Source organism: Terrabacter koreensis (assembly GCF_054783315.1).
Genome location: NZ_BAAGQU010000011.1, coordinates 189,914 through 210,257, shown reverse-complemented (window position 1 = coordinate 210,257; position 20,344 = coordinate 189,914). Strand labels below are relative to the sequence as shown.

General features: G+C 71.5%; 19 protein-coding genes. 11 read left to right on the top strand and 8 right to left on the bottom strand.

What is annotated here, in order from left to right; all coding sequences use genetic code 11:
- Positions 1-3: 3 nt before the first annotated feature.
- The 5 genes from sufD to ACYVNR_RS18680 are packed head-to-tail and all read right to left on the bottom strand — an operon-like array spanning position 4 to position 5,263.
- A complete protein-coding gene (gene sufD, locus ACYVNR_RS18700; protein ID WP_461050075.1) occupies positions 4-1,308 on the bottom strand; it encodes a Fe-S cluster assembly protein SufD in 1,305 nt (434 codons plus the stop codon).
- A complete protein-coding gene (gene sufB / locus ACYVNR_RS18695; protein WP_045192373.1) occupies positions 1,308-2,729 on the bottom strand; it encodes a Fe-S cluster assembly protein SufB in 1,422 nt (473 codons plus the stop codon). The genes sufD and sufB overlap by 1 nt, the downstream gene beginning before the upstream one ends.
- A complete protein-coding gene (locus tag ACYVNR_RS18690; protein ID WP_458799808.1) occupies positions 2,726-3,526 on the bottom strand; it encodes a helix-turn-helix transcriptional regulator in 801 nt (266 codons plus the stop codon). Before ACYVNR_RS18690 ends, sufB begins: the two co-directional genes overlap by 4 nt.
- 46 nt (positions 3,527-3,572) lie before the next feature.
- The gene (locus ACYVNR_RS18685; protein WP_461050072.1) at positions 3,573-4,601 is read right to left on the bottom strand and encodes a CDP-alcohol phosphatidyltransferase family protein; all 1,029 of its coding nucleotides are present in this window, start codon (positions 4,599-4,601) and stop codon (positions 3,573-3,575) included.
- Positions 4,598-5,263, bottom strand: a complete 666-nt coding sequence (locus ACYVNR_RS18680; protein ID WP_045192371.1) for a phosphatidylserine decarboxylase — start codon at positions 5,261-5,263, stop codon at positions 4,598-4,600. Before ACYVNR_RS18680 ends, ACYVNR_RS18685 begins: the two co-directional genes overlap by 4 nt.
- A 68-nt stretch (positions 5,264-5,331) precedes the next feature.
- Between ACYVNR_RS18680 and ACYVNR_RS18675 the strand changes: the two genes are divergently transcribed.
- The 5 genes from ACYVNR_RS18675 (at position 5,332) to ACYVNR_RS18655 (ending at position 9,466) form a co-directional block, all read left to right on the top strand.
- Positions 5,332-6,042, top strand: coding sequence for an ABC transporter ATP-binding protein (locus tag ACYVNR_RS18675; protein WP_045192370.1), 711 nt, complete (start codon positions 5,332-5,334; stop codon positions 6,040-6,042).
- Positions 6,039-6,809: an ABC transporter permease gene (locus tag ACYVNR_RS18670; protein ID WP_461050069.1), complete on the top strand. Its 771-nt coding sequence runs from the start codon at positions 6,039-6,041 to the stop codon at positions 6,807-6,809. The genes ACYVNR_RS18675 and ACYVNR_RS18670 overlap by 4 nt, the downstream gene beginning before the upstream one ends.
- A gap of 66 nt (positions 6,810-6,875) precedes the next feature.
- Positions 6,876-7,358, top strand: coding sequence for a DUF2231 domain-containing protein (locus ACYVNR_RS18665; protein WP_045192466.1), 483 nt, complete (start codon positions 6,876-6,878; stop codon positions 7,356-7,358).
- Positions 7,359-7,431: 73 nt separating this feature from the next.
- Complete coding sequence (locus ACYVNR_RS18660; protein WP_458799803.1) at positions 7,432-8,397, top strand: COX15/CtaA family protein; 966 nt, start codon at positions 7,432-7,434, stop codon at positions 8,395-8,397.
- A gap of 52 nt (positions 8,398-8,449) precedes the next feature.
- Complete coding sequence (locus ACYVNR_RS18655) at positions 8,450-9,466, top strand: NUDIX hydrolase (protein WP_461050066.1); 1,017 nt, start codon at positions 8,450-8,452, stop codon at positions 9,464-9,466.
- A gap of 68 nt (positions 9,467-9,534) precedes the next feature.
- Here the strand turns inward: ACYVNR_RS18655 and ACYVNR_RS18650 are convergent, their stop codons facing one another.
- Positions 9,535-10,509 carry a heme o synthase gene (locus tag ACYVNR_RS18650; protein WP_458799802.1) on the bottom strand — a complete coding sequence of 325 codons (975 nt, stop codon included), beginning with the start codon at positions 10,507-10,509 and terminating at the stop codon, positions 9,535-9,537.
- A 202-nt stretch (positions 10,510-10,711) separates the two neighbouring features.
- Between ACYVNR_RS18650 and tkt the strand changes: the two genes are divergently transcribed.
- The 6 genes from tkt to pgl are packed head-to-tail and all read left to right on the top strand — an operon-like array spanning position 10,712 to position 19,502.
- Entirely contained in the window at positions 10,712-13,066 is a 2,355-nt protein-coding gene (gene tkt, locus ACYVNR_RS18645; protein WP_461050063.1) for a transketolase, read from the top strand.
- A gap of 2 nt (positions 13,067-13,068) precedes the next feature.
- A complete protein-coding gene (tal, locus tag ACYVNR_RS18640; protein ID WP_045192365.1) occupies positions 13,069-14,181 on the top strand; it encodes a transaldolase in 1,113 nt (370 codons plus the stop codon).
- Positions 14,178-15,821, top strand: coding sequence for a glucose-6-phosphate isomerase (locus ACYVNR_RS18635; protein ID WP_461050061.1), 1,644 nt, complete (start codon positions 14,178-14,180; stop codon positions 15,819-15,821). The genes tal and ACYVNR_RS18635 overlap by 4 nt, the downstream gene beginning before the upstream one ends.
- Positions 15,818-17,359 (top strand): glucose-6-phosphate dehydrogenase, encoded by a 1,542-nt coding sequence (gene zwf, locus ACYVNR_RS18630; protein ID WP_461050059.1) that lies wholly within the window; start codon positions 15,818-15,820, stop codon positions 17,357-17,359. The genes ACYVNR_RS18635 and zwf overlap by 4 nt, the downstream gene beginning before the upstream one ends.
- Complete coding sequence (gene opcA, locus ACYVNR_RS18625; protein ID WP_461050057.1) at positions 17,356-18,771, top strand: glucose-6-phosphate dehydrogenase assembly protein OpcA; 1,416 nt, start codon at positions 17,356-17,358, stop codon at positions 18,769-18,771. The genes zwf and opcA overlap by 4 nt, the downstream gene beginning before the upstream one ends.
- The gene (pgl, locus tag ACYVNR_RS18620) at positions 18,768-19,502 is read left to right on the top strand and encodes a 6-phosphogluconolactonase (RefSeq protein ID WP_045192361.1); all 735 of its coding nucleotides are present in this window, start codon (positions 18,768-18,770) and stop codon (positions 19,500-19,502) included. Before opcA ends, pgl begins: the two co-directional genes overlap by 4 nt.
- Before the next feature lie 95 nt (positions 19,503-19,597).
- On the opposite strand, the gene ACYVNR_RS18615 is transcribed toward pgl, so the two are convergent.
- Positions 19,598-19,948, bottom strand: a complete 351-nt coding sequence (locus ACYVNR_RS18615; RefSeq protein WP_082081065.1) for an RNA polymerase-binding protein RbpA — start codon at positions 19,946-19,948, stop codon at positions 19,598-19,600.
- 13 nt (positions 19,949-19,961) lie between these two features.
- Positions 19,962-20,207: a preprotein translocase subunit SecG gene (secG, locus tag ACYVNR_RS18610; protein WP_045192358.1), complete on the bottom strand. Its 246-nt coding sequence runs from the start codon at positions 20,205-20,207 to the stop codon at positions 19,962-19,964.
- Between the last annotated feature and the right edge of the window lie 137 nt (positions 20,208-20,344).

Here is a 20,344-nt window from a genome sequence, read left to right as displayed (position 1 = left end):
GGGTCAGTTCTCCTTGTTCGTGAGGCTGGGGGTCTGCTGGGTGGGAGCCGCGTAGGCCGTCGTGGCCAGCTCCTCCTCGATGGCGGCGGTGACCTCGTCGCGCAGGTCGGCGAGCGGGATCTCCCGGATGATGTCGGCGAAGAAGCCGCGCACGACGAGGCGCTTCGCCTCGTCCTCGCTGATGCCGCGCGACTGCAGGTAGAAGAGCTGCAGGTCGTCGAAACGCCCTGTGGCGGAGGCGTGCCCGGCCCCCTGGATCTCACCGGTCTCGATCTCGAGGTTGGGCACCGAGTCGGCCCGGGCCCCGTCGGTGAGGATCAGGTTGCGGTTGAGCTCGTAGGTGTCAGTGCCCTCGGCCTCGGCGCGGATCAGCACGTCGCCGACCCAGACCGTTCGGGCCGTCTCACCCTGGAGGGCGCCCTTGTAGGTGACGCGGCTCTTGCAGTGGGCGGCGTTGTGGTCGATGTACGAGCGGTGCTCGAGGTGCTGGCCCGCGTCGGCGAAGTAGACGCCGAGAAGCGTCGCGTCGCCGCCGGGGCCGGCGTAGCGCACGTTCGCGTTGACGCGCACGATCTCGCCGCCGAGCGTCACCGACAGGTGCTTGTAGCGGGCGTCGCGACCCACGAGCGCGTCGTGCTGCGCGAGGTGGTGGGCGTCGTCGGCCCAGCGCTGCACGGACACGACGGTGAGGTCGGAGCCGTCGCCGGTCACGACCGACAGCAGCTGCGAGTAGTGCCCGGTGCCGGTGTGCTCGACGACGACGGTCGCCTTGGAGAAGCGGCCGGCGCGCACGACGAGGTGGCCGTGGGCGGGCTCGCCGCCTTGGCCGACGAGCGAGATGCGGACCGGCTCGTCGAGCTCGGCCTCGGCCGGGATGTCGAGCAGCAGCGCGCCGTCGGCAGCCGCACCGGCGACCACGGCAGCACGGTCCTGCGGGGGCAGGATGCCGAGCCCCTGGGCGTCGGCCGCGCTGATGGCCGAGGTCGTGACGCCCTCGGGGAGGCGGGTCGTGACGTCGACCGAACCGGTGACGCCCTCGGCGAGCAGCCCGCCGAGCTTCTTCACCGGCGTGAAGCGCCAGTCCTCCTCGCGGCCCGTGGGCAGCGGGAAGTCGGCGACGTCGAACGACGCGGTGCGCTCGGCGCGCGACTGGTCGGGCACGAAGGCGGCGGCCGAGTCGGTGTGCGCGGAGGCACCGGGGATGGTGGCGGTCGGGGCGGCGTCGGGCACCGTGGTCTCGCTCTGCTGGGTGTCGGGGGTTGCGGTGGTCTCGGTGCTGTCAGTGGTCGTGTCAGCCAGAAGGCTCATCAGCCGACGGCTCCTTCCATCTGCAGCTCGATGAGGCGGTTCAGCTCGAGGGCGTACTCCATCGGCAGCTCGCGCGCGATCGGCTCGATGAAGCCGCGCACGATCATCGCCATGGCCTCGTCCTCGGCCATGCCGCGCGACATCAGGTAGAAGAGCTGGTCCTCGGACACCTTCGAGACCGTGGCCTCGTGGCCCATGGAGACGTCGTCCTCGCGGATGTCGACGTAGGGGTAGGTGTCGGAGCGGCTGATCGTGTCGACGAGCAGCGCGTCGCAGCGCACCGTCGAGGCCGAGTGCGAGGCGCCCTCGAGCACCTGCACGAGGCCGCGGTAGCTCGCACGACCGCCACCACGGGCGACCGACTTGCTGATGATCGAGCTCTTCGTGTTGGGAGCGGCGTGGACCATCTTCGAGCCGGTGTCCTGGTGCTGGCCCTCGCCGGCGAAGGCGATCGACAGCGTCTCGCCCTTGGCGTGCTCGCCCATGAGGAAGACGGCGGGGTACTTCATCGTCACCTTGGAGCCGATGTTGCCGTCGATCCACTCCATCGTCGCGCCCTCCTCGCAGGTGGCGCGCTTGGTGACGAGGTTGTAGACGTTGTTGGACCAGTTCTGGATGGTCGTGTAGCGCACCCGGGCGTTCTTCTTGACGATGATCTCGACGACCGCGGAGTGCAGCGAGTCCGACTTGTAGATCGGCGCCGTGCAGCCCTCGACGTAGTGCACGTAGGAGTCCTCGTCGGCGATGATCAGCGTCCGCTCGAACTGGCCCATGTTCTCGGTGTTGATGCGGAAGTACGCCTGGAGCGGGATGTCGACGTGGACACCCTTGGGCACGTAGATGAACGAGCCACCGGACCACACGGCCGTGTTGAGCGCGGCGAACTTGTTGTCGCCGGCCGGGATCACCGTCGCGAAGTGCTCGCGGAAGATGTCCTCGTGCTCCTTGAGGGCGGTGTCGGTGTCGAGGAAGATGACGCCCTTCTCCTCGAGGTCCTCACGGATCTGGTGGTAGACGACCTCGGACTCGTACTGGGCGGCGACGCCGGCGACGAGGCGCTGCTTCTCGGCCTCGGGGATGCCGAGACGGTCGTAGGTGTTCTTGATGTCCTCGGGCAGGTCGTCCCACGACGCCGCCTGCTTCTCGGTGGACTTCACGAAGTACTTGATGTTCTGGAAGTCGATGCCGGTGAGGTCGGAGCCCCACGACGGCATGGGCTTCTTGCCGAAGAGCGACAGGCCCTTGAGGCGCAGCTTCGTCATCCACTCGGGCTCGCTCTTGCGCGCGGAGATGTCCTTGACGACGTCCTCATTGAGGCCGCGACGAGCCGAGGAGCCCGCCACGTCGCTGTCGGCCCAGCCGTACTCATAGGTGCCGATGCCCTTGAGGCCGGGGTTCAGCTCTTCGATGTGGGTGGTCATGAGGAACCTTCCTTGACGTGCGTGAGCGTGTCGGTTCGTGGGGGCGTGCTGGGGGCAACACCGGAGGGGTCGGCGCTCTTCCGCGCGATCCCACCGGTCGGGACGAAGGTGGTGCAGACGTGGTGGCCGCCCGCGAGGGTGGCGAGGCGCTGGACGTGAACGCCGAGCAGGCGCGAGAAGGCGTCGGTCTCGGCCTCGCAGAAGGCAGGGAACTCGGTGGCGACGTGCTGCACCGGGCAGTGTCCCTGGCAGAGCTGCACGCCGGCCAGGCCCCCGGCCCCGACGGGGCGTGCCGTGGCCGCGAAGCCGTCCTCGCTCAGCGCCTCGACGAGCACGGCCGTGCGCTCGCTCGGGTCGTCGCCGGCGTCGGCCAGCCGGGCGGCATACCGCTCCTCGAGCGCGGCCACGCGCGTGCGGGCGAAGTCGGTGACGGCCGAGGCCCCCGCGTTGGCCTCGAGGTAGCGCAGCACCTCGACGGCGAGGGAGTCGTAGTCGGCCTCGAGGGCGCCGTGGCCGATCTCGGAGACGACGTACGCGCGCGCCGGGCGTCCGCGCCCGCGCCGCCCACTCGTGGGCTCGTGGGGCACGACGGCACCCTGCTCGACGAGCGCGTCGAGGTGACGGCGTACGGCGGCGGGTGTCAGGTCGAGGTGACGGCCGAGCTCGGCGGCCGTGATCGGCCCGTCGGCCGAGACCATGTGCAGGACGCGGGAGCGCGTGCGGGACTCGAGCGGCGTGACGTGCTGGCCGTCGTCGCCGTCCTTCGTCTCACGTGGTGCGTGCTCACCGATAAACACCACACCATTGTGACGTAATTGGTCGCCGCACTCCAGTTAGGTGCGCCTAACCGGCCGGGCGCTCGTCGTCGTCCTCGTCGTCGTCGTCGTGGTCGACGTCGATCTCGTCGTCGCAGGCGTCGTCATCGTCGTCGTCGTCGGCCTCGTCGGCCTCGTCGGCTTCCGGCGGCATGATCACCGACGGCAGGCGGGTGCGCGGCGGGGCCACGGCCCCGGGGCCGAACCACCGCCGGCGCAGCGGCGCCGTGAGCCAGCCGAGCGGGCAGGTGAGCACGTAGCCGTAGGCGATCACCATCCCCGTGATGCCGGGCACGAAGACGAGGCCGATGACGATGACCACCGCGAGCGGCACGGAGATGCGCAGGTGCCGCGGGGACAGCAGGTCGCGGAACGAGCGGAAGCGGAAGGACGAGGCCATCAGCGCGGCAGGGACGACGCCGGCCGCGATGGGCAGCAGCGGCGCCCAGTCGTAGAGCGGCTCGCCGATGGCCATCACCGTGGCGATGACGACACCGGCCGCGCCGGGACTTGCGAGACCGACGAAGTAGCGCTTGTCGGCGAGCGGGTCGATGGTGACGTTGAACCGCGCCAGGCGGTAGGCCGCGCACGCCAGCCAGAACATGGCACCCGCCCACGCCCACACCGGGTGGGCCGGCAGCGCCCACGTGTAGACGAGCACCGCCGGCGCGATGCCGAACGAGATGAGGTCGGCCAGCGAGTCGAACTGGAGCCCGAACGGCGTGATGGCGCCGACGGCGCGGGCCACGGCGCCGTCGCAGATGTCGAGCACGATGGAGACGCCGACGAGCACCGCCGCCGCCCGGAAGTGCCCCTGGAACGACAAGAGCACGGCAGAGAACCCGCAGAGCATGTTGCCGAGCGTGAAGAGGCTGGGCAGCGTCGCCCGCGCACGCACGCGCGGGTTGAGCCGCTCGAGCGGGATGACCCGGGCGCCGGTGGCGGAGACGAGGCGGATGCGTCGGGTCACCCGGTCACGGCGACGGGGGCGCTCCGCGCTGTCGGAGAGGGCCGCGCCGTCGGAGAGGGCCGCGTCGCCCGCGGGATCGCCGTTCACGACGGGTCCGCGGCCGGGAAGCGCCCGAGCACCGTCTCCCCGCCGATGGCGCGCTTGCCCTTGGAGACCTCGAGCTGCACCTCCGGCGGCACGAACACGTCCATGCGCGAGCCGAACTTCATCAGTCCCATGCGCTCCCCCGTCGCGATCTCGTCGCCCGGCTCGATGCGGGTGACGATGCGGCGGGCGAGCTGTCCGACGAGCTGTCGGTAGATGATGCGGCGCGGTCGGCCGGCGACGACGCGCTCGACGATGATCTCACTGCGTTCGTTCTTCGTCGCGCTCTCGGCGCGGTAGGCGGCGAGGAACCGGCCGGGCGTGTGGGTGACGTCGATCACGCGGCCGCCGTAGGGCGATCGGTTCATGTGCACGTCGAGCAGCGACAGGAAGATGCTCACCTGCTGCCACTGGCCGGGCGGGGCGATGCCGGGCTGCGGCTCGCCGACGTGCATGACGATGCCGTCGGCCGGGGCGAGGATGACGTCGGGGTCGGCGACCGGTGCGCGGTCGGGCGTGCGGTCGGGGTCGCGGAAGAACAGGGTCACCCCCGCGGTCAGCAGGCCGAGGGCGGCCGTCGTGCGCGGGCGTCTGGCCAGCGCGGCGATCACGGTCGGCACGGCCGCCATCAGGGTGAAGGGCTTGGCGGCTGGGTCGATCTTCACGGGTGGGGTCTCCGTCAGGGTCGAGGCGGGTACGGGGGGCGTCGGCACCGAGCCTAGACTCATGGGCCATGACCGACGCGGTGACACTGTCCGGCCTGCACCGCGCGTTCGGTCGGGTCACGGCGCTCGACGGCCTGACCTGGACGGCGCCCACCGGCCGCATCACGGCCGTGCTCGGTCCGAACGGAGCGGGCAAGACGACCGCCATCGAGTGCGCGGTCGGACTGGGCCGCCCCGACCGCGGCACGGTCCGCGTGCTCGGCACCGACCCGTGGCTCGCCGACGCCGACCACCGCGCCCGCGTCGGCGTGATGCTGCAGTCCGGGGGCCTGCCCAACGGCACCAAACCACTGCGCCTGCTCCACCACCTGTCGCGCCTCTACGCCGACCCCGTCGACGTCGAGGCCGTGGCCCAGCGCCTCGGGGTCACCGACTTCGCGTCCACCACCGTGCGCCGGCTCTCCGGCGGCCAGAAGCAGCGGCTGGCGCTCGCCGCGTCGCTCCTCGGCCGCCCGGAGGTGCTCTTCCTGGACGAGCCCGCGGCCGGCCTCGACCCCCACGGTCGACTCGACGTGTGGGACCTCGTCGCCGAGCAGCGCGACGCCGGCACGACCGTCGTCGTCACGACGCACTCGTTCGAGGAGGCCGCGCGCCTCGCCGACCACCTCGTCATCATGAACGCCGGCCGCACCGTCGCCGAGGGCACGCCCGACTCCGTGACGGGCGGGCGGCCGCTCGAGGACGTCTACTTCAGCCTCACCCGCAAGGGAGCCGCGTGACAACCGACGCCACCACGACCCCCTCTCGCGCGGCAGCGCCCCGTCGACGGGTGCTCGCCCAGGCCGGCTTCGAGCTCGGCAGCCTGCTGCGCAACGGGGAGCAGCTGCTCGTCTCGCTCGTGCTCCCCTCGCTCGCCCTCGTCGGGTTGAGCGTCACCGCCTCGCCATCGCTCGGCGCGGGTCGACGGGTCGACGTCGCCACCGCCGGCGTCATCGCCCTGTGCGTCATCTCGGCCGCCTTCACGGCGCAGGCGATCTCGACGGGCTTCGACCGTCGCTACGCGGTGCTGCGCTACCTCGGCGTCACCCCGCTCGGTCGCGGCGGACTCGTCGCCGGCAAGGTGCTCGCCACTCTCGCGGTCGAGGTCGTCCAGCTCGCCGTGATCGCCGTCCTCGGCCTCGTGCTGGGATGGCGACCGGCAGCCGCCGGCATCGCGTATGCCGTCCTCTTCGTCGTCGCCGGCACGTGGGCCTTCGTCGCGCTCGCCCTCCTGCTCGCGGGCACCCTGCGCGCCGAGGCCGTGCTCGCGATCGCCAACCTCGTCTGGGTGCTGCTGCTCGGCGTGGGCGGGGTCATCGTGCCCCGCACCGAGCTGCCGGCCACCCTCGGCGACGTCGTGGCGTTCCTGCCCTCAGCGGGACTCGGTGACGGTCTGCGCTCGGCGCTCGTCGACGGCGACCTGAACCTTCTCGCCCTCATCGTCGTCCTCGGGTGGGGAGTGGTGTCGACAGCGCTCGCGGCGCGTCTGTTCCGCTTCGACGACTGAACCAGACAGACTGACCGCAGCGTGGGCGGGTCGACCGTCCGACGACCCGACGAGCCTGGAGGCGGCGTGTTCGACATCATCCTCGGTCTCCCCGTGCACGCCCTCGTGATCCATGCCGTCGTGGTGCTCGTGCCGCTCGCCGCTCTGAGCGCCGTCGCCTACGTCGTGCGGCCCGCCTGGCGGCGGATGCTGCGCTGGCCCACCGCGGCGGGTGCCGTGATCGCGGGGGTCTCCGCCTTCGTGGCCGCCGAGAGCGGCGAGGCACTGCAGCGCCGGGTCTCCCAGGCCCGCGCCAGCACGACGAACTTCGACCTGCTGAACACCCACACCGAGTGGGGCAGCCGAGCCCGTCTCTTCTGCCTCCTCTTCATGGCGTTGACGCTCGTGGCGCTCTGGTTCGCCCGGCCGCCGCAGGAGGAGGCTCCTCGGGGCCACGCCTTCGACATGCTCATCGGCACGCTCGTGGTCCTGTCGGCGATCGCCGCGGTCGTCACGGTCGTCATCGCGGGCCACGCGGGCTCCACGGTCGTCTGGAACGGGCTCGCCTGACCGCACCCGGGGGCCCGCCCGGCACCCCGACCGCGGATTCGGCGCTCCCGACCCGGCGGCATACCCTTGCGGGGTGTCCTCCACCCCCACCCTGACGGGCGCCGAACCCACCCCCGGAGAGAGCCGCCTCGCGCGCGCCGCGGGCCGCCTGCCGGCCGCACCCGCCCGCTGGGTCCGGCCCCTCCTGCTGGCCAACCTCGTCGGCGAGGTCGGCATCGTCGTCACCGGCGGCATCGTGCGCCTCACCGGCAGCGGCCTGGGCTGCAGCACCTGGCCCGAGTGCCAGCCGGGCTCCTTCACGCCGGTGCGCACCCCCGAGAGCGCCTACCACGACCTCGTGGAGTTCGGGAACCGCACGCTCACGGGTGTGGTCGGCATCCTCGCGCTCGTGTCGCTCTACGTCGTGCTCACGACGTGGCCGCAGCGCCGACGCCTGCACGCCGTGGCGATCGGCGTGCTCGCCGGCATCCCGGCGCAGGCCGTTCTCGGCGGCATCACCGTCCTCACCGGGCTCAACCCGTGGACGGTCATGGGGCACTTCCTGCTCTCGATGGTGCTCGTGGCCCTGTCGACCGCGCTCGTGCGCGGCGCCCGCGACGACGTGTCCGGTCCCGGCGAGCTCGTCGTCCACCCGCTCGCCCGCAGGCTCGCCCTGGGCACCAGCGCCGTCGGGGCCGTCGTGCTCCTCCTGGGCACGATCGTGACCGGTTCGGGACCGCACTCCGGAGACGCCGACCGGCCCGCACGCACCGGCTTCGACCCGCGCTTCGTGTCGTGGATGCACGCCGACGCGGTGATGCTCTTCTGCGGGCTCGTCATCGCCACCCTCGTCGCGGTGCGCATCACGGCGACGACCGACGAGGCGAAGCGCGCGTGGGACATGGTGCTCGTCGTCACCGTCGCCCAGGGCGTCATCGGCTACGTCCAGTACTTCACCAAGCTGCCCGAGCTCCTCGTGCTGGTGCACATGCTGGGCGCGAGCCTGCTCGTCGTCACGTTGACGTTCGGGGTCCTCGCCACTCGGCGCCACCCGGTCTGACGGGCTGTCGCCCACGCACCCGTCCGGCGGTCGTGCTGCCTAGGCTGGGTCCGTGACCGACCAGCCCACCCTGCGCGACGGCGACCTCGTGCTGAGGCCGTGGGCACCCGACGACAGCGACACCACCCGCGCCCTGCACGACGCCGAGATCGCACGCTGGTTCGACAACCCCGATGTCGTGCCGCCCGAGCAGCAGCACCTCGACTGGATAGCGCAGACCGGCGTCGAGTGGACCGAACGCCGCAAGGCGACCTTCCTCGTCGAGTGGCGTGAACGCGCCGCCGGCACGGTCGACGTGCGGGTCGCCGACCCGGGCGTCGGAGTCCTCTCGTGGGCCGTGTACGCGCCCTACCGTGGCCAGGGCCTCGCTTGGCGCGCCGTGCGCGTCCTCGTCGAGTGGGCCTTCGACGCCCTCGACCTCGAGCGGGTCGAGGCCCACGTGAACTCGGAGAACCGCGCCTCCTTGCGCACCGCGCTGCGGGCCGGGCTGCGTCGCGAGGGCCTGCTGCGCGGCAACGCGACCCTGGGCGGCATACGCCAGGACACCGTCGTGCTCGGACGGCGCCGAGACGACGCGCACCCCGACACGCGCGACGGCTTCACGGCGATGCTCGACTCGACCCTGCCGACGAAGCGGGCGATCGCCCAGGGGGTGCTGCGCTCGCCCGGCGGCGAGCTGCTGCTCTGCGAGCTCGTCTACAAGCGCGAGTGGGACCTGCCGGGCGGCGTCGTCGACCGGCACGAGTCGCCCGCGGCCTGCGTCGTGCGCGAGGTCCGCGAGGAGCTCGACCTCGAGGTGCGCGCCGGGGCGCTGCTGGCGGTCAACTGGCTCCCCGCCCTCCACGGCTGGACCGACGCCACGGTGTTCGTGTTCGACCTCGGCACCGTCGACTCCTCGGTCGTCGAGCGGGCGCACCTGCAGGCCCGCGAGATCCGGGCCCTGCACTGGACCTCGCCGGGCGACTGGTCCGGGCGGGTGGCGCCCTACAACGAGCGCCTGCTCACGGTGCTCCACGGCCACACCGGCGGCACCCTCTACCTCGAGGGCGGCACCCCCGTCACGACCTGACCCGCCCCGCCCGCCCCCACCGAAACACCGCGTTCGGCGCGGGAATCGGTCTGGCTAAGGCTCTGAGCTCAGGAGAAGAACGGGAGCGGGAGGTGCCAGATGGGGTCGAGGGCGACGCCGACGAAGAGGATCGTCAGGTACGTGATGGAGAAGTGGAACAGCCGCATCGGCTTGAGCACGTCCTCCGCCGCCCCCGCGCGGGCCCGCGACAGCAGGCGGTGCGCCTCACCCAGGAACAGCGCGCCCGAGACGACGGCCGCGACGGCGTACACCCAGCCGACCTGCTGGACGGGGATGAGCGCCAGCGACGTCAGCACCATCGCCCAGGAGTACGCCACGACCTGCTTGGCCACGACGACGAAGCGCTCGACGACCGGCAGCATCGGCACGTGCGCCGCCGTGTAGTCGTCCTTGTAGCGCATGGACAGCGGCCAGTAGTGCGGCGGCGTCCAGAAGAAGATGACCATGAAGAGGATGAAGGCCGACCAGCTCAGCGAGTCGGTCACCGCCGACCAGCCGATGAGCACCGGCATGCAGCCGGCCGCGCCGCCCCAGACGATGTTCTGGGCCGTGCGCCGCTTGAGCAGCAGCGTGTAGCCGAAGACGTAGAAGAGAAGCGCACCGAGCGCGAGCCACGCACTGAGCCAGTTGACGAGCAGGCCGAGCCACAGCGTCGAGACGACCGTGAGGGCGACGCCGAACACGAGCGCGCCGCGCGGGGTGACCGTGCCCGTCACCAGGGGGCGCCGGCTCGTGCGGTGCATCACCGCGTCGATGTCGCGGTCGATGTAGCAGTTGAGCGTGTTGGCCGCGCCGGCCGACAGCGTGCCGCCCACGACCGTGGCGACGACGAGCCACAGATCGGGCACGCCCTGCTCGGCGAGGAACATCACCGGGATGGTGGTGATGAGGAGCAGCTCGATGATCCGCGGCTTCATCAGCGAGACGTACTGTCCGACGAGGAACTTCAGCCCACTGCCGTCCGGACCGTGCAGCGCCGACAGGTCGGCGCGGGGGTCCACCGTTGTCACTGAGATCCTCACCGCTGGTACGTCGCTCCGACCCGTCGGGTACGTGAGCATTGCGTCGCAAGTCTAGACCGTCGCCGGAGCCGGTCGACACGCCCCGGTCCCCCACCGCGCCCAAGGGCGGTACCGCCCCTCGGGCGAGGTGTCGTCGCTCACAACGCACGGACTAGGCTCGGGACCGTACGCGATCCACGTTTTCCCGAAGGAGACCCGTTCCGTGCCCACCGCTGCATCCAGCACCGCCACCAAGGCGAAGAAGCCCACCCGATCCAGCAGCACGCGGACGACGAAGGCGAAGGGCGTGCTGGCACAGCGTGACCCGGGGCTCCCGCTGCCCACCGCGAAGAAGGCCGGGTGGAGCGACCTCGACGTCCGCGCCGTCGACACAACCCGCCTGCTGGCCGCGGACGCGGTGCAGAAGGTCGGCAACGGCCACCCCGGCACGGCCATGTCGCTGGCCCCGCTCGCGTACCTGCTCTACCAGAACGTCATGACGCACGACCCCTCCGACCCGACGTGGCTCGGCCGCGACCGCTTCGTGCTCTCGTGCGGCCACTCGAGCCTCACGCAGTACATCCAGCTCTACCTCTCGGGCTACGGCCTCTCGCTCGACGACCTCAAGTCGCTGCGCACGTGGGGCTCGCTCACCCCGGGTCACCCCGAGGTCCACCACACCCCCGGTGTCGAGATCACGACCGGTCCGCTGGGCTCGGGTCTCGCGTCGGCCGTGGGCATGGCCATGGCGCAGCGCCGCCAGCGCGGGCTCTTCGACCCCGACGCCAAGGCCGGCACCAGCCCGTTCGACCACAACGTCTACGTCATCGCCTCCGACGGCGACATGCAGGAGGGCGTCTCGCACGAGGCGTGCGCCCTCGCCGGCCACCAGGAGCTCGACAACCTCACGGTCGTCTACGACGCCAACCAGATCTCCATCGAGGACGACACCGACATCGCGTTCAGCGAGGACGTCGCCGCCCGCTTCGAGGCGTACGGCTGGCACGTCGTCGAGGTGGACTGGCGCAAGGACGCCGACGGCGCCACCTACGTCGAGGACGTCGACGCCCTGCTCGCCGCGATCAAGAGCGGCGAGAAGGTGACCGACAAGCCGACCCTCGTCGTGCTCCACACGATCATCGCGTGGCCGGCACCCACGAAGCAGAACACCGGCAAGTCGCACGGCTCGGCCCTCGGTGACGCCGAGATCGGCGCGACCAAGGAGCTGCTCGGCTTCGACCCCAAGAAGAGCTTCGTCGTCGAGCCGGCCGTGCTCAAGCACGCCCGCGACGTCGTCAAGCGTGGCAAGGCCGCCCACCGCGAGTGGGACAAGGCGTACAAGGCGTGGCGCAAGGCCAACCCCGACCGCGCCGAGCTGCTCGACCGCGTCGTCTCCGGCAAGGCGCCCGCCGGCCTCGCCAAGGCCCTGCCGACCTTCCCCGCCGACGCCAAGGGCATCGCGACCCGCGCCGCGTCGGGCAAGGTGCTGAGCGCCCTCGCCGACGTCATGCCCGAGCTGTGGGGCGGCTCGGCCGACCTCGCCGAGTCGAACAACACGACGATGGAGGGTCAGCCGTCGTTCATCCCCAGCGGCAAGCAGACCCGCGAGTGGAAGGGCGGCCCCTACGGCCGCACCCTGCACTTCGGCATCCGTGAGAACGGAATGGGCATGATCCTCAACGGGATCGCGCTCGAGGGCCTGACCCGCCCCTACGGCGGCACCTTCCTCGTCTTCTCCGACTACATGCGTCCGGCGGTGCGCCTCGCCTCGATCCAGCAGGCGCCCGTCACCTACGTGTGGACCCATGACTCCATCGGCCTCGGCGAGGACGGCCCGACCCACCAGCCGATCGAGCACCTCGCCGCCCTGCGCGCCATCCCGGGGCTCGACGTCGTCCGGCCCGCCGACGCCAACGAGACAGCAGCCGCCTGGGCGCAGATCCTCTCCCGCACCGACGGTCCGGCCGCCCTCTGCCTGACGCGCCAGCCGGTGCCCACCTGGGACCGCTCGGCCTACGGCAAGGTGAGCGGCGTCGCCAAGGGCGCCTACGTGCTCGTCGAGGAGTCCCGCGCCGGCGACCCCGACGTCGTCATCGTCGCCACCGGCTCCGAGGTGCAGCTCGCCGTGCAGGCCGCCGAGAAGCTCGAGAAGTCGAAGATCTCGGCGCGCGTCGTCTCGATGCCGTGCCGCGAGTGGTTCGAGAAGCAGTCGCGCTCCTACCAGGACAAGGTGCTGCCGCCGTCGGTGCGCGCCCGCGTCAGCGTCGAGGCCGGTGTCTCCATGGGCTGGCACGACATCGTCGGCGACGCCGGCCGCGTCGTGAGCATCGAGCACTTCGGCGCCTCCGCCGACTTCCAGACGCTCTACCGCGAGTTCGGCCTCACGGCCGAGGCCGTCGTCAAGGCGGCCAAGGACTCCGTCAAGGCCGCGAAGGCCGCCGCCACCAGGGCTCCCGGCGTCACCGAGACCAACCCGGCCCGCGCCGCCCAGAGCGCCGCCACCGATGTCATGGGTGCCGAGCTCGGCACCCCGGCAGCGAAGAAGGCTGCCGCATCCGCCACCAGCAAGGGGAAGTGAACATGACCAACCCGAACACCAAGGCCCTCTCCGACGCCGGAGTCTCGATCTGGCTCGACGACCTCTCGCGCGACCTCCTCGAGACCGGCAAGATCTCCGACCTCATCGAGGAGCGCAACGTCGTCGGACTCACCTCGAACCCGTCGATCTTCCAGGCTGCCATGTCGAAGGGCGACCGCTACAACGACGACCTCGCCCGGCTCACCAAGGACGGCAACGACGTCGAGCACGTCGTCTTCGAGCTGACCACCGCCGACGTGCGCGAGGCCTGCGACCTGTTCCTGCCGATCTACGAGTCGAGCAAGGGTGTCGACGGCCGTGCCTCCATCGAGGTCGACCCGCGCCTGGCCCACGACACCGACAAGACCGTCGAGCAGGCCAAGCAGATGTATGCCGCCGTCGACCGCCCGAACGTCCTCATCAAGATCCCCGCCACGAAGGCGGGCCTGCCGGCCATCACGGCCACGATCGCCGAGGGCATCAGCGTCAACGTGACGTTGATCTTCTCGCTCGAGCGCTACCGCGCCGTCATGAACGCCTATCTCGAGGGGCTCGAGAAGGCGCAGGCGAACGGCCACGACCTGTCCAAGATCCACTCGGTCGCCTCGTTCTTCGTCTCCCGCGTCGACACCGAGATCGACAAGCGTCTCGACGCCATCGGCACCGACGAGGCCAAGGCCCTCAAGGGCAAGGCCGGCGTCGCCAACGCGCGTCTGGCCTACCAGGCCTACGAGGAGGTCTTCTCGACCCCGCGCTGGAAGTCGCTGGCCGACGACGGCGCCAACCCGCAGCGCCCGCTGTGGGCGTCGACGGGCGTCAAGGACCCCGCCTACCCCGACACCCTCTACGTCACCGAGCTCGTCGCGCCGGGCGTCGTCAACACGATGCCGGAGAAGACGCTCGAGGCCACCGCCGACCACGGCGAGGTCACGGGCGACACGGTCACCGGCGGCTACGCCGAGGCGAGCAAGCTGCTCGACGACCTCGAGAACGTCGGCGTCTCCTACAACGAGGTCGTCGAGCTGCTCGAGGTCGAGGGCGTCGACAAGTTCGAGAAGGCTTGGGGCGAGCTCCTCGACGGCGTCACGGCAGAGATGGAGAAGGTGACCGCATGAGCTCGCTGTCCGTCAGCGCGTCAGGGGCAGCGGCGGACGCGATCGGGCGGCACGTGCCGACCCTCGTGGAGGACTCCGTCGCGCGCAAGCTCTTCGCGCAGGACGCCACGCTGTGGGGCCCCGAGGCCGAGCCGGAGTCGCGGATCCGCCTGTCGTGGGTGGGTCTTCCGCGCTCGTCCCGTCCGCTCGTCGGCGAGGTCGCGGCGATGCGCGACTCGTTCGCCGAGCACGGTCTCGACCACGTCGTGCTCTGTGGCATGGGCGGGTCGTCGCTGGCCCCGGAGGTCATCTGCGCGACCGCGGGCAAGCCGATCGTCATCCTCGACTCCTCCGACCCCGACTACGTACGCCGGGCGCTGGGTGACGCCCTCGAGCGCACCGTCGTCGTGGTGTCGAGCAAGTCGGGGTCGACGGTCGAGACCGACTCGCAGCGACGCGCGTACGAGCAGGCGTTCACCGACGCGGGCATCGACCCCGCCTCGCGCATCGTCGTCGTCACCGACCCGGGCAGCCCGCTCGACAAGGAGTCCCGTGACAAGGGCTACCGCGTCGTCAACGCCGACCCGAACGTCGGCGGGCGCTACTCCGCGCTCACGGCCTTCGGTCTGGTGCCGAGCGGTCTCGCCGGCGTTGACATCGAGGCCCTGCTCGACGAGGCCGAGTCGGTGGCCGACCTCCTCGCCGCCGACGACGACGCCAACCCGGGGCTGCGCCTCGGTGCCGCGATGGGTGGCACCGACCCGCTCCGCGACAAGCTGGTCCTCGTCGACGACGGCTCCGGCATCGTCGGGTTCGCCGACTGGGCCGAGCAGCTCATCGCCGAGTCCACGGGCAAGAACGGCACCGGCGTGCTGCCTGTGGTCGTCGGCGGCGACGAGGACCCGGAGGTGACGTGGCCCGCGGACGACATCACCGTCGCGCGTCTCGTCGGCTCCGACACCGACGACGACGCCCCGTCAGGCGACGCCGCCTCAGAGGTACGCGTGGGCGGCGCCCTCGGTGCCCAGCTGCTCCTCTGGGAGGTCGCGACGGCCGTGGCCGGACGCCTGCTCGGCATCAACCCGTTCGACCAGCCCGACGTCGAGAGCGCCAAGAAGGCCGCGCGAGAGCTGCTCGACCAGGGCACGGGTTCCGCGGCCGCGCCGGCTGCCACCGACGGCGCGATCGAGATCCGCGCGCTCGGCGGCGACGGCTCGTGGCTCGGCGACGCCCGGACGGTCCCGGCGGCCCTCGACGCGCTCTTCGCGCAGCTCGACGGCTCCCGGGGCTACGTGGCGGTCATGGCCTACCTCGACCGCCTCGCCGACGCCGACCTGGCCGAGTGCCGCGTGCCGCTGGCGCGTCGCACCGAGCGTCCGGTCACGTTCGGCTGGGGGCCTCGCTTCCTCCACTCGACCGGCCAGTTCCACAAGGGTGGTCCGGGTGTCGGGGTCTACCTGCAGGTGACGACCGCGCCCAAGGAGGACCTCGCGATCCCCGGACGCGACTTCACCTTCGGCGACTTCATCGCCTCGCAGGCCGGCGGCGACGCAGCGGTTCTCGCCGACCACGGTCGCCCGGTCCTGCAACTCCACCTCACCGACCACGACACCGGGCTGGCACAGCTGCGCGAGGTGCTCCTCGCAGGAGGGCGTGCATGAGTCCGGCGCGCATCTCGCACGGCAACAACCCGCTGCGCACGGCCGAGGACAAGCGCATCCCCCGCATCGCGGGACCGTGCGGTCTCGTGCTGTTCGGGGTCACCGGCGACCTCGCCCGCAAGAAGCTCATGCCGGCGATCTACGACCTCGCCAACCGCGGGCTGCTCCCGCCGGGCTTCTCGCTGGTCGGCTTCGCCCGCCGCGACTGGGCCACCCAGGACTTCGGCCAGGTCGTCCACGACGCCGTGAAGCAGCACGCGCGAACGCCCTTTAGCGAGGACGTCTGGCGCAACCTCTCGGAGGGCTTCCGCTTCGTGCCCGGCACGTTCGACGACCCGGCGGCGTTCGACCTGCTCGCCAAGACCGTCGCCGAGCTCGACGCCGACCGCGGCACCGGCGGCAACCACGCCTTCTACCTCTCGATCCCGCCCGGCTTCTTCGCGACGGTCTGCGAGCAGCTCGAACGGTGCGGGCTGACGAAGGCCGAGGGCGACAGCTGGCGACGCGTCATCATCGAGAAGCCGTTCGGCCACGACCTCAAGAGCGCGCAGGAGCTCAACGAGATCGTCGAGGGCGTCTTCCCGCCGGACTCGGTCTTCCGCATCGACCACTACCTCGGCAAGGAGACGGTGCAGAACCTGCTGGCGCTGCGCTTCGCGAACCAGCTCTTCGAGCCGGTGTGGAACGCGAACTACGTCGACCACGTGCAGATCACGATGGCCGAGGACATCGGCATCGCCGGCCGGGCCGGCTACTACGACGGCATCGGTGCCGCTCGCGACGTCATCCAGAACCACCTGCTCCAGCTGCTGGCCCTGACGGCCATGGAGGAGCCGGTGTCGTTCGACGCCAAGGACCTTCGCGCCGAGAAGGAGAAGGTGCTCTCGGCGGTGCGCCTCCCTGCGGACCTCGAGAACGGCGCCGCCCGCGGACAGTACGCGCGTGGCTGGCAGGGTGCGGAGGAGGTCGTCGGCTACCTCGAGGAGGACGGCGTCGACCCGAAGTCGGTGACGGAGACCTTCGCCGCCGTCACCCTCGAGGTCGACACCCGCCGGTGGGCGGGTGTCCCCTTCTACCTGCGCACCGGCAAACGCCTCGGCAAGCGAGTCACCGAGATCGCCGTGATCTTCAAGAAGGCCCCTCACCTGCCGTTCGAGCACACCGCGACGGAGGAGCTCGGCCAGAACGCGATCGTCATCCGCGTCCAGCCGGACGAGGGCATCACCCTGCGTTTCGGCTCCAAGGTGCCGGGCGCCCAGATGGAGGTCCGTGACGTGACGATGGACTTCGGCTACGGCTCGTCGTTCACCGAGGCGTCGCCCGAGGCCTACGAACGCCTCATCCTCGACGTGCTGCTGGGCGACCCACCGCTCTTCCCCCGGCACGAGGAGGTCGAGTCGTCCTGGCGCATCCTCGACCCCCTCATGAGGCACTGGGCCAAGTCCGGCAAGCCGGAGGCCTACCCGGCCGGCACGTGGGGTCCCCCCGCGGCCGACCGCATGCTCGAACGCGACGGACGTACGTGGAGGATGCCGTGATCCGCGACCTGACCGACACCACCACCACCGGCATCAGCAAGACCCTGGTGCGTCTGCGCAACGAGGTGGGCGCGCTGGCCCTGGGCCGCGTCCTGACGCTCGTCGTCGTCGTCGAGGACACCGACGCGCAGAACGCCATCGAGGTCGCCAACCAGGCGAGCCGCCAGCACCCCTGCCGCATCATCGTCGTCATCGCCGGCGACCGCCGCGGCAAGAACCGCCTCGATGCCCAGATCCGGCTCGGCGGCGACGCCGGCGCGAGCGAGATCGTCGTGCTGCGGCTCTACGGCGCCCTCGCCAACCACGGCCCCAGCGTCGTGGTCCCTCTGCTGCTGCCCGACTCCCCCATCGTCGCCTGGTGGCCGGGCGAGGCCCCGGCCGACGTCGCCAAGGATCCCATCGGTGCGATGGCCCAGCGGCGCATCACCGACGTCGCCGAGCACCGCAACCCCCGGCTCATGCTCAAGAAGCGTGCGGCGACGTATGCACCCGGCGACACCGACCTCGCGTGGACCCGCATCACGCGTTGGCGTGGCCTGCTGGCCGCGGCCCTCGACCAGCCACCGTACGAGCCGATCACCGGTGCGGTCGTCAGCGGAGCCCCCGACTCCCCGTCGTCCGACCTGCTCGCCGCCTGGCTCTCGCGGCGCCTCAGGGTGCCGGTTCACCGCGTCTCCACGCCGCGTGGCTCGGGGATCGCGGCCGTGCGCCTCGAGCGCAAGAGCGGGCCCATCGACCTGGTCCGCCCCGGCGACTCCGTGGCGACCCTGTCGCAGACCGGCCAGCCCGACCGGCGGATCAGCCTGCCACGACGCGAGCTCCCGGAGTGCCTGGCGGACGAGCTGCGCCGCCTCGACCCGGACGACGCGTACGAGGACGCGCTGCTGCACGGCCTCGGCGCTCTGCAGCCGGTGCGCCTCACCGCTGCCGCAGCAGCCAAGGCCGGCAAGGCCCCCGACCCTGCCGAGTCCCGGCGCCTCGCAGCGCGCCTGAGCCGCGACGAGTCGGCGCAGGAGGCCAGCGCGATGATCACGGCTTCGGCGCCGCCCGAGCACGCCGAGACCGCCGAGGTCCGCGCAGCCACCGTGCGCAAGCTGGCCGGCAAGCGGACGCCGCGTGAGAAGCAGGCCGCGAAGGACCGCAAGAAGGCGGCCCAGGCGAGCTCTGCCGCGGGTGGCACCGCCACGACCGCCGGCACTCGAAAGGCGGCTCCGAAGAAGGCCGCCGCGAAGAAGTCCGTTGCGAAGAAGTCCGTTGCGAAGAAGTCCGCTGCGAAGAAGGCAGGTGCCGGGAGGACGACGAGGGCGTCGTCGACGCGCGCGTCCGCGGCGAGCAGGACGGCCGCCGGGTCGTCGACCACGCGCAAGGCGGCTGCCACGAAACGTGCAAGCGCGCGCGAGGCCGGATCGTGACGGCCGAGCCGCGCGTCGTCGTGCACCCCGACAAGGCGTCGCTCGCCGACGCTGCGGCGGCGCGCCTCGTGACCGCGATCATCGACGCCCAGACCCGCCGGCCCGAGGCGCAGCTCGCGCTCACCGGCGGGTCGATGGGCTCGGCCATCATCGCGTCTCTGACCACGGTGCCCGGCCGCTCCGCCGTCGACTGGTCCCGTGTACGCGTGTGGTGGGGCGACGAGCGCTACCTGCCCGCGGGCGATGCCGACCGCAACGACACCCAGAACGATGAGGCCGGTCTCTCGGCGCTGGGGCTCGACCCGGCGAAGGTGCACCGGGTGGCCGGTCCCGAGGCGTCCGCAGACGCCGAGGCCAGTGCGACGGCATACGCCCAGACCATCCGCGAGCACGGCCAGAAGGCCTGGGACGTGGCGCTCTTCGGCGTCGGGCCCGACGGGCACATCGCCTCGCTCTTCCCGCACCACCCGGCGCAGAGGATCACCGACGCGATCGCCGTCGCGGTGCACGACTCCCCCAAGCCGCCACCCGACCGCGTGAGCCTGACGTTCGAGTGCTTCGAGCGCAGCCACGAGGTCTGGTTCCTCGTGTCGGGCGCCGACAAGGCCGAGGCGGTGGCTGCCGCCCTCGCGCCCGGCGCCGACCGTTGGGACCTGCCGGCCGCGGGCGTGCGCGGCACCGACGCCACGCTCTGGCTCGTCGACGCCGACGCCGCGTCCGGCCTCGGCTGAGTCGGCCTCACCCGAAACCAAAGTGCCCACTCGACGGTGTTTCTCGTCGAGTGGGCACTGTGCTGCGTGGCGCCCGGGAGGGCGCGACGCTCAGGTCACTGGATGAGGCCTCGCTCGCGCAGCGTGCTCAGGGCCTCGTCGAGGATGGCGGCGCCGTCGGCGTCGCTGCGGCGCTCCTTCACGTAGGCGAGGTGCGTCTTGTAGGGCTCGACCTTCGGCGGGGCCGGAGGGTTCTCCTTGTCCTGGCCGGCCGGGAAGCCGCACCGCGGGCAGTCCCACGTCTCGGGCAGCACCATGCCGGGCTCCTCGGCGAAGCTCGGACGCGTCTCGTGCCCGTTGGAGCACCAGTAGGAGATGTGGACGCGAGGAGCGGCGTCGCCGCGCTCGGCCTCGCCCATCGGGCCGGCGCCGACCCGGCTTCCACGAATGGCGTTTCCGCTGGCCATCTCTGTCGTCCTCTCAGCTCGCGAAGCGGGCCAGCAGGCCCAGCCCGATGATGGATGCCGCCCAGACGGCAGCCACGGCCACGGTGAAGCGGTCGAGGTTGCGCTCTGCGACGGACGAGCCGCCGAGGGACGTGGACATGCCCCCGCCGAACATGTCGGACAGGCCGCCACCCTTGCCCTTGTGCAGCAGGATGAACAGGGTCAGGACCAGGCTGGACAGCACCAGCAGGACCTGAAGCACGATGCGAACCGCATCCACGTGGTCACTCCAAATCGTCGGGATCTCGGGGGTTTGTCAGCCGGTGGGCCGCTCCCCCGGTCTTTCGGGGCTCGGGCAAGGATACCTGCCCGAGCCCCCATCGGCCGAACGGGCCCGGTCGTCGACGCGGCGTCGTC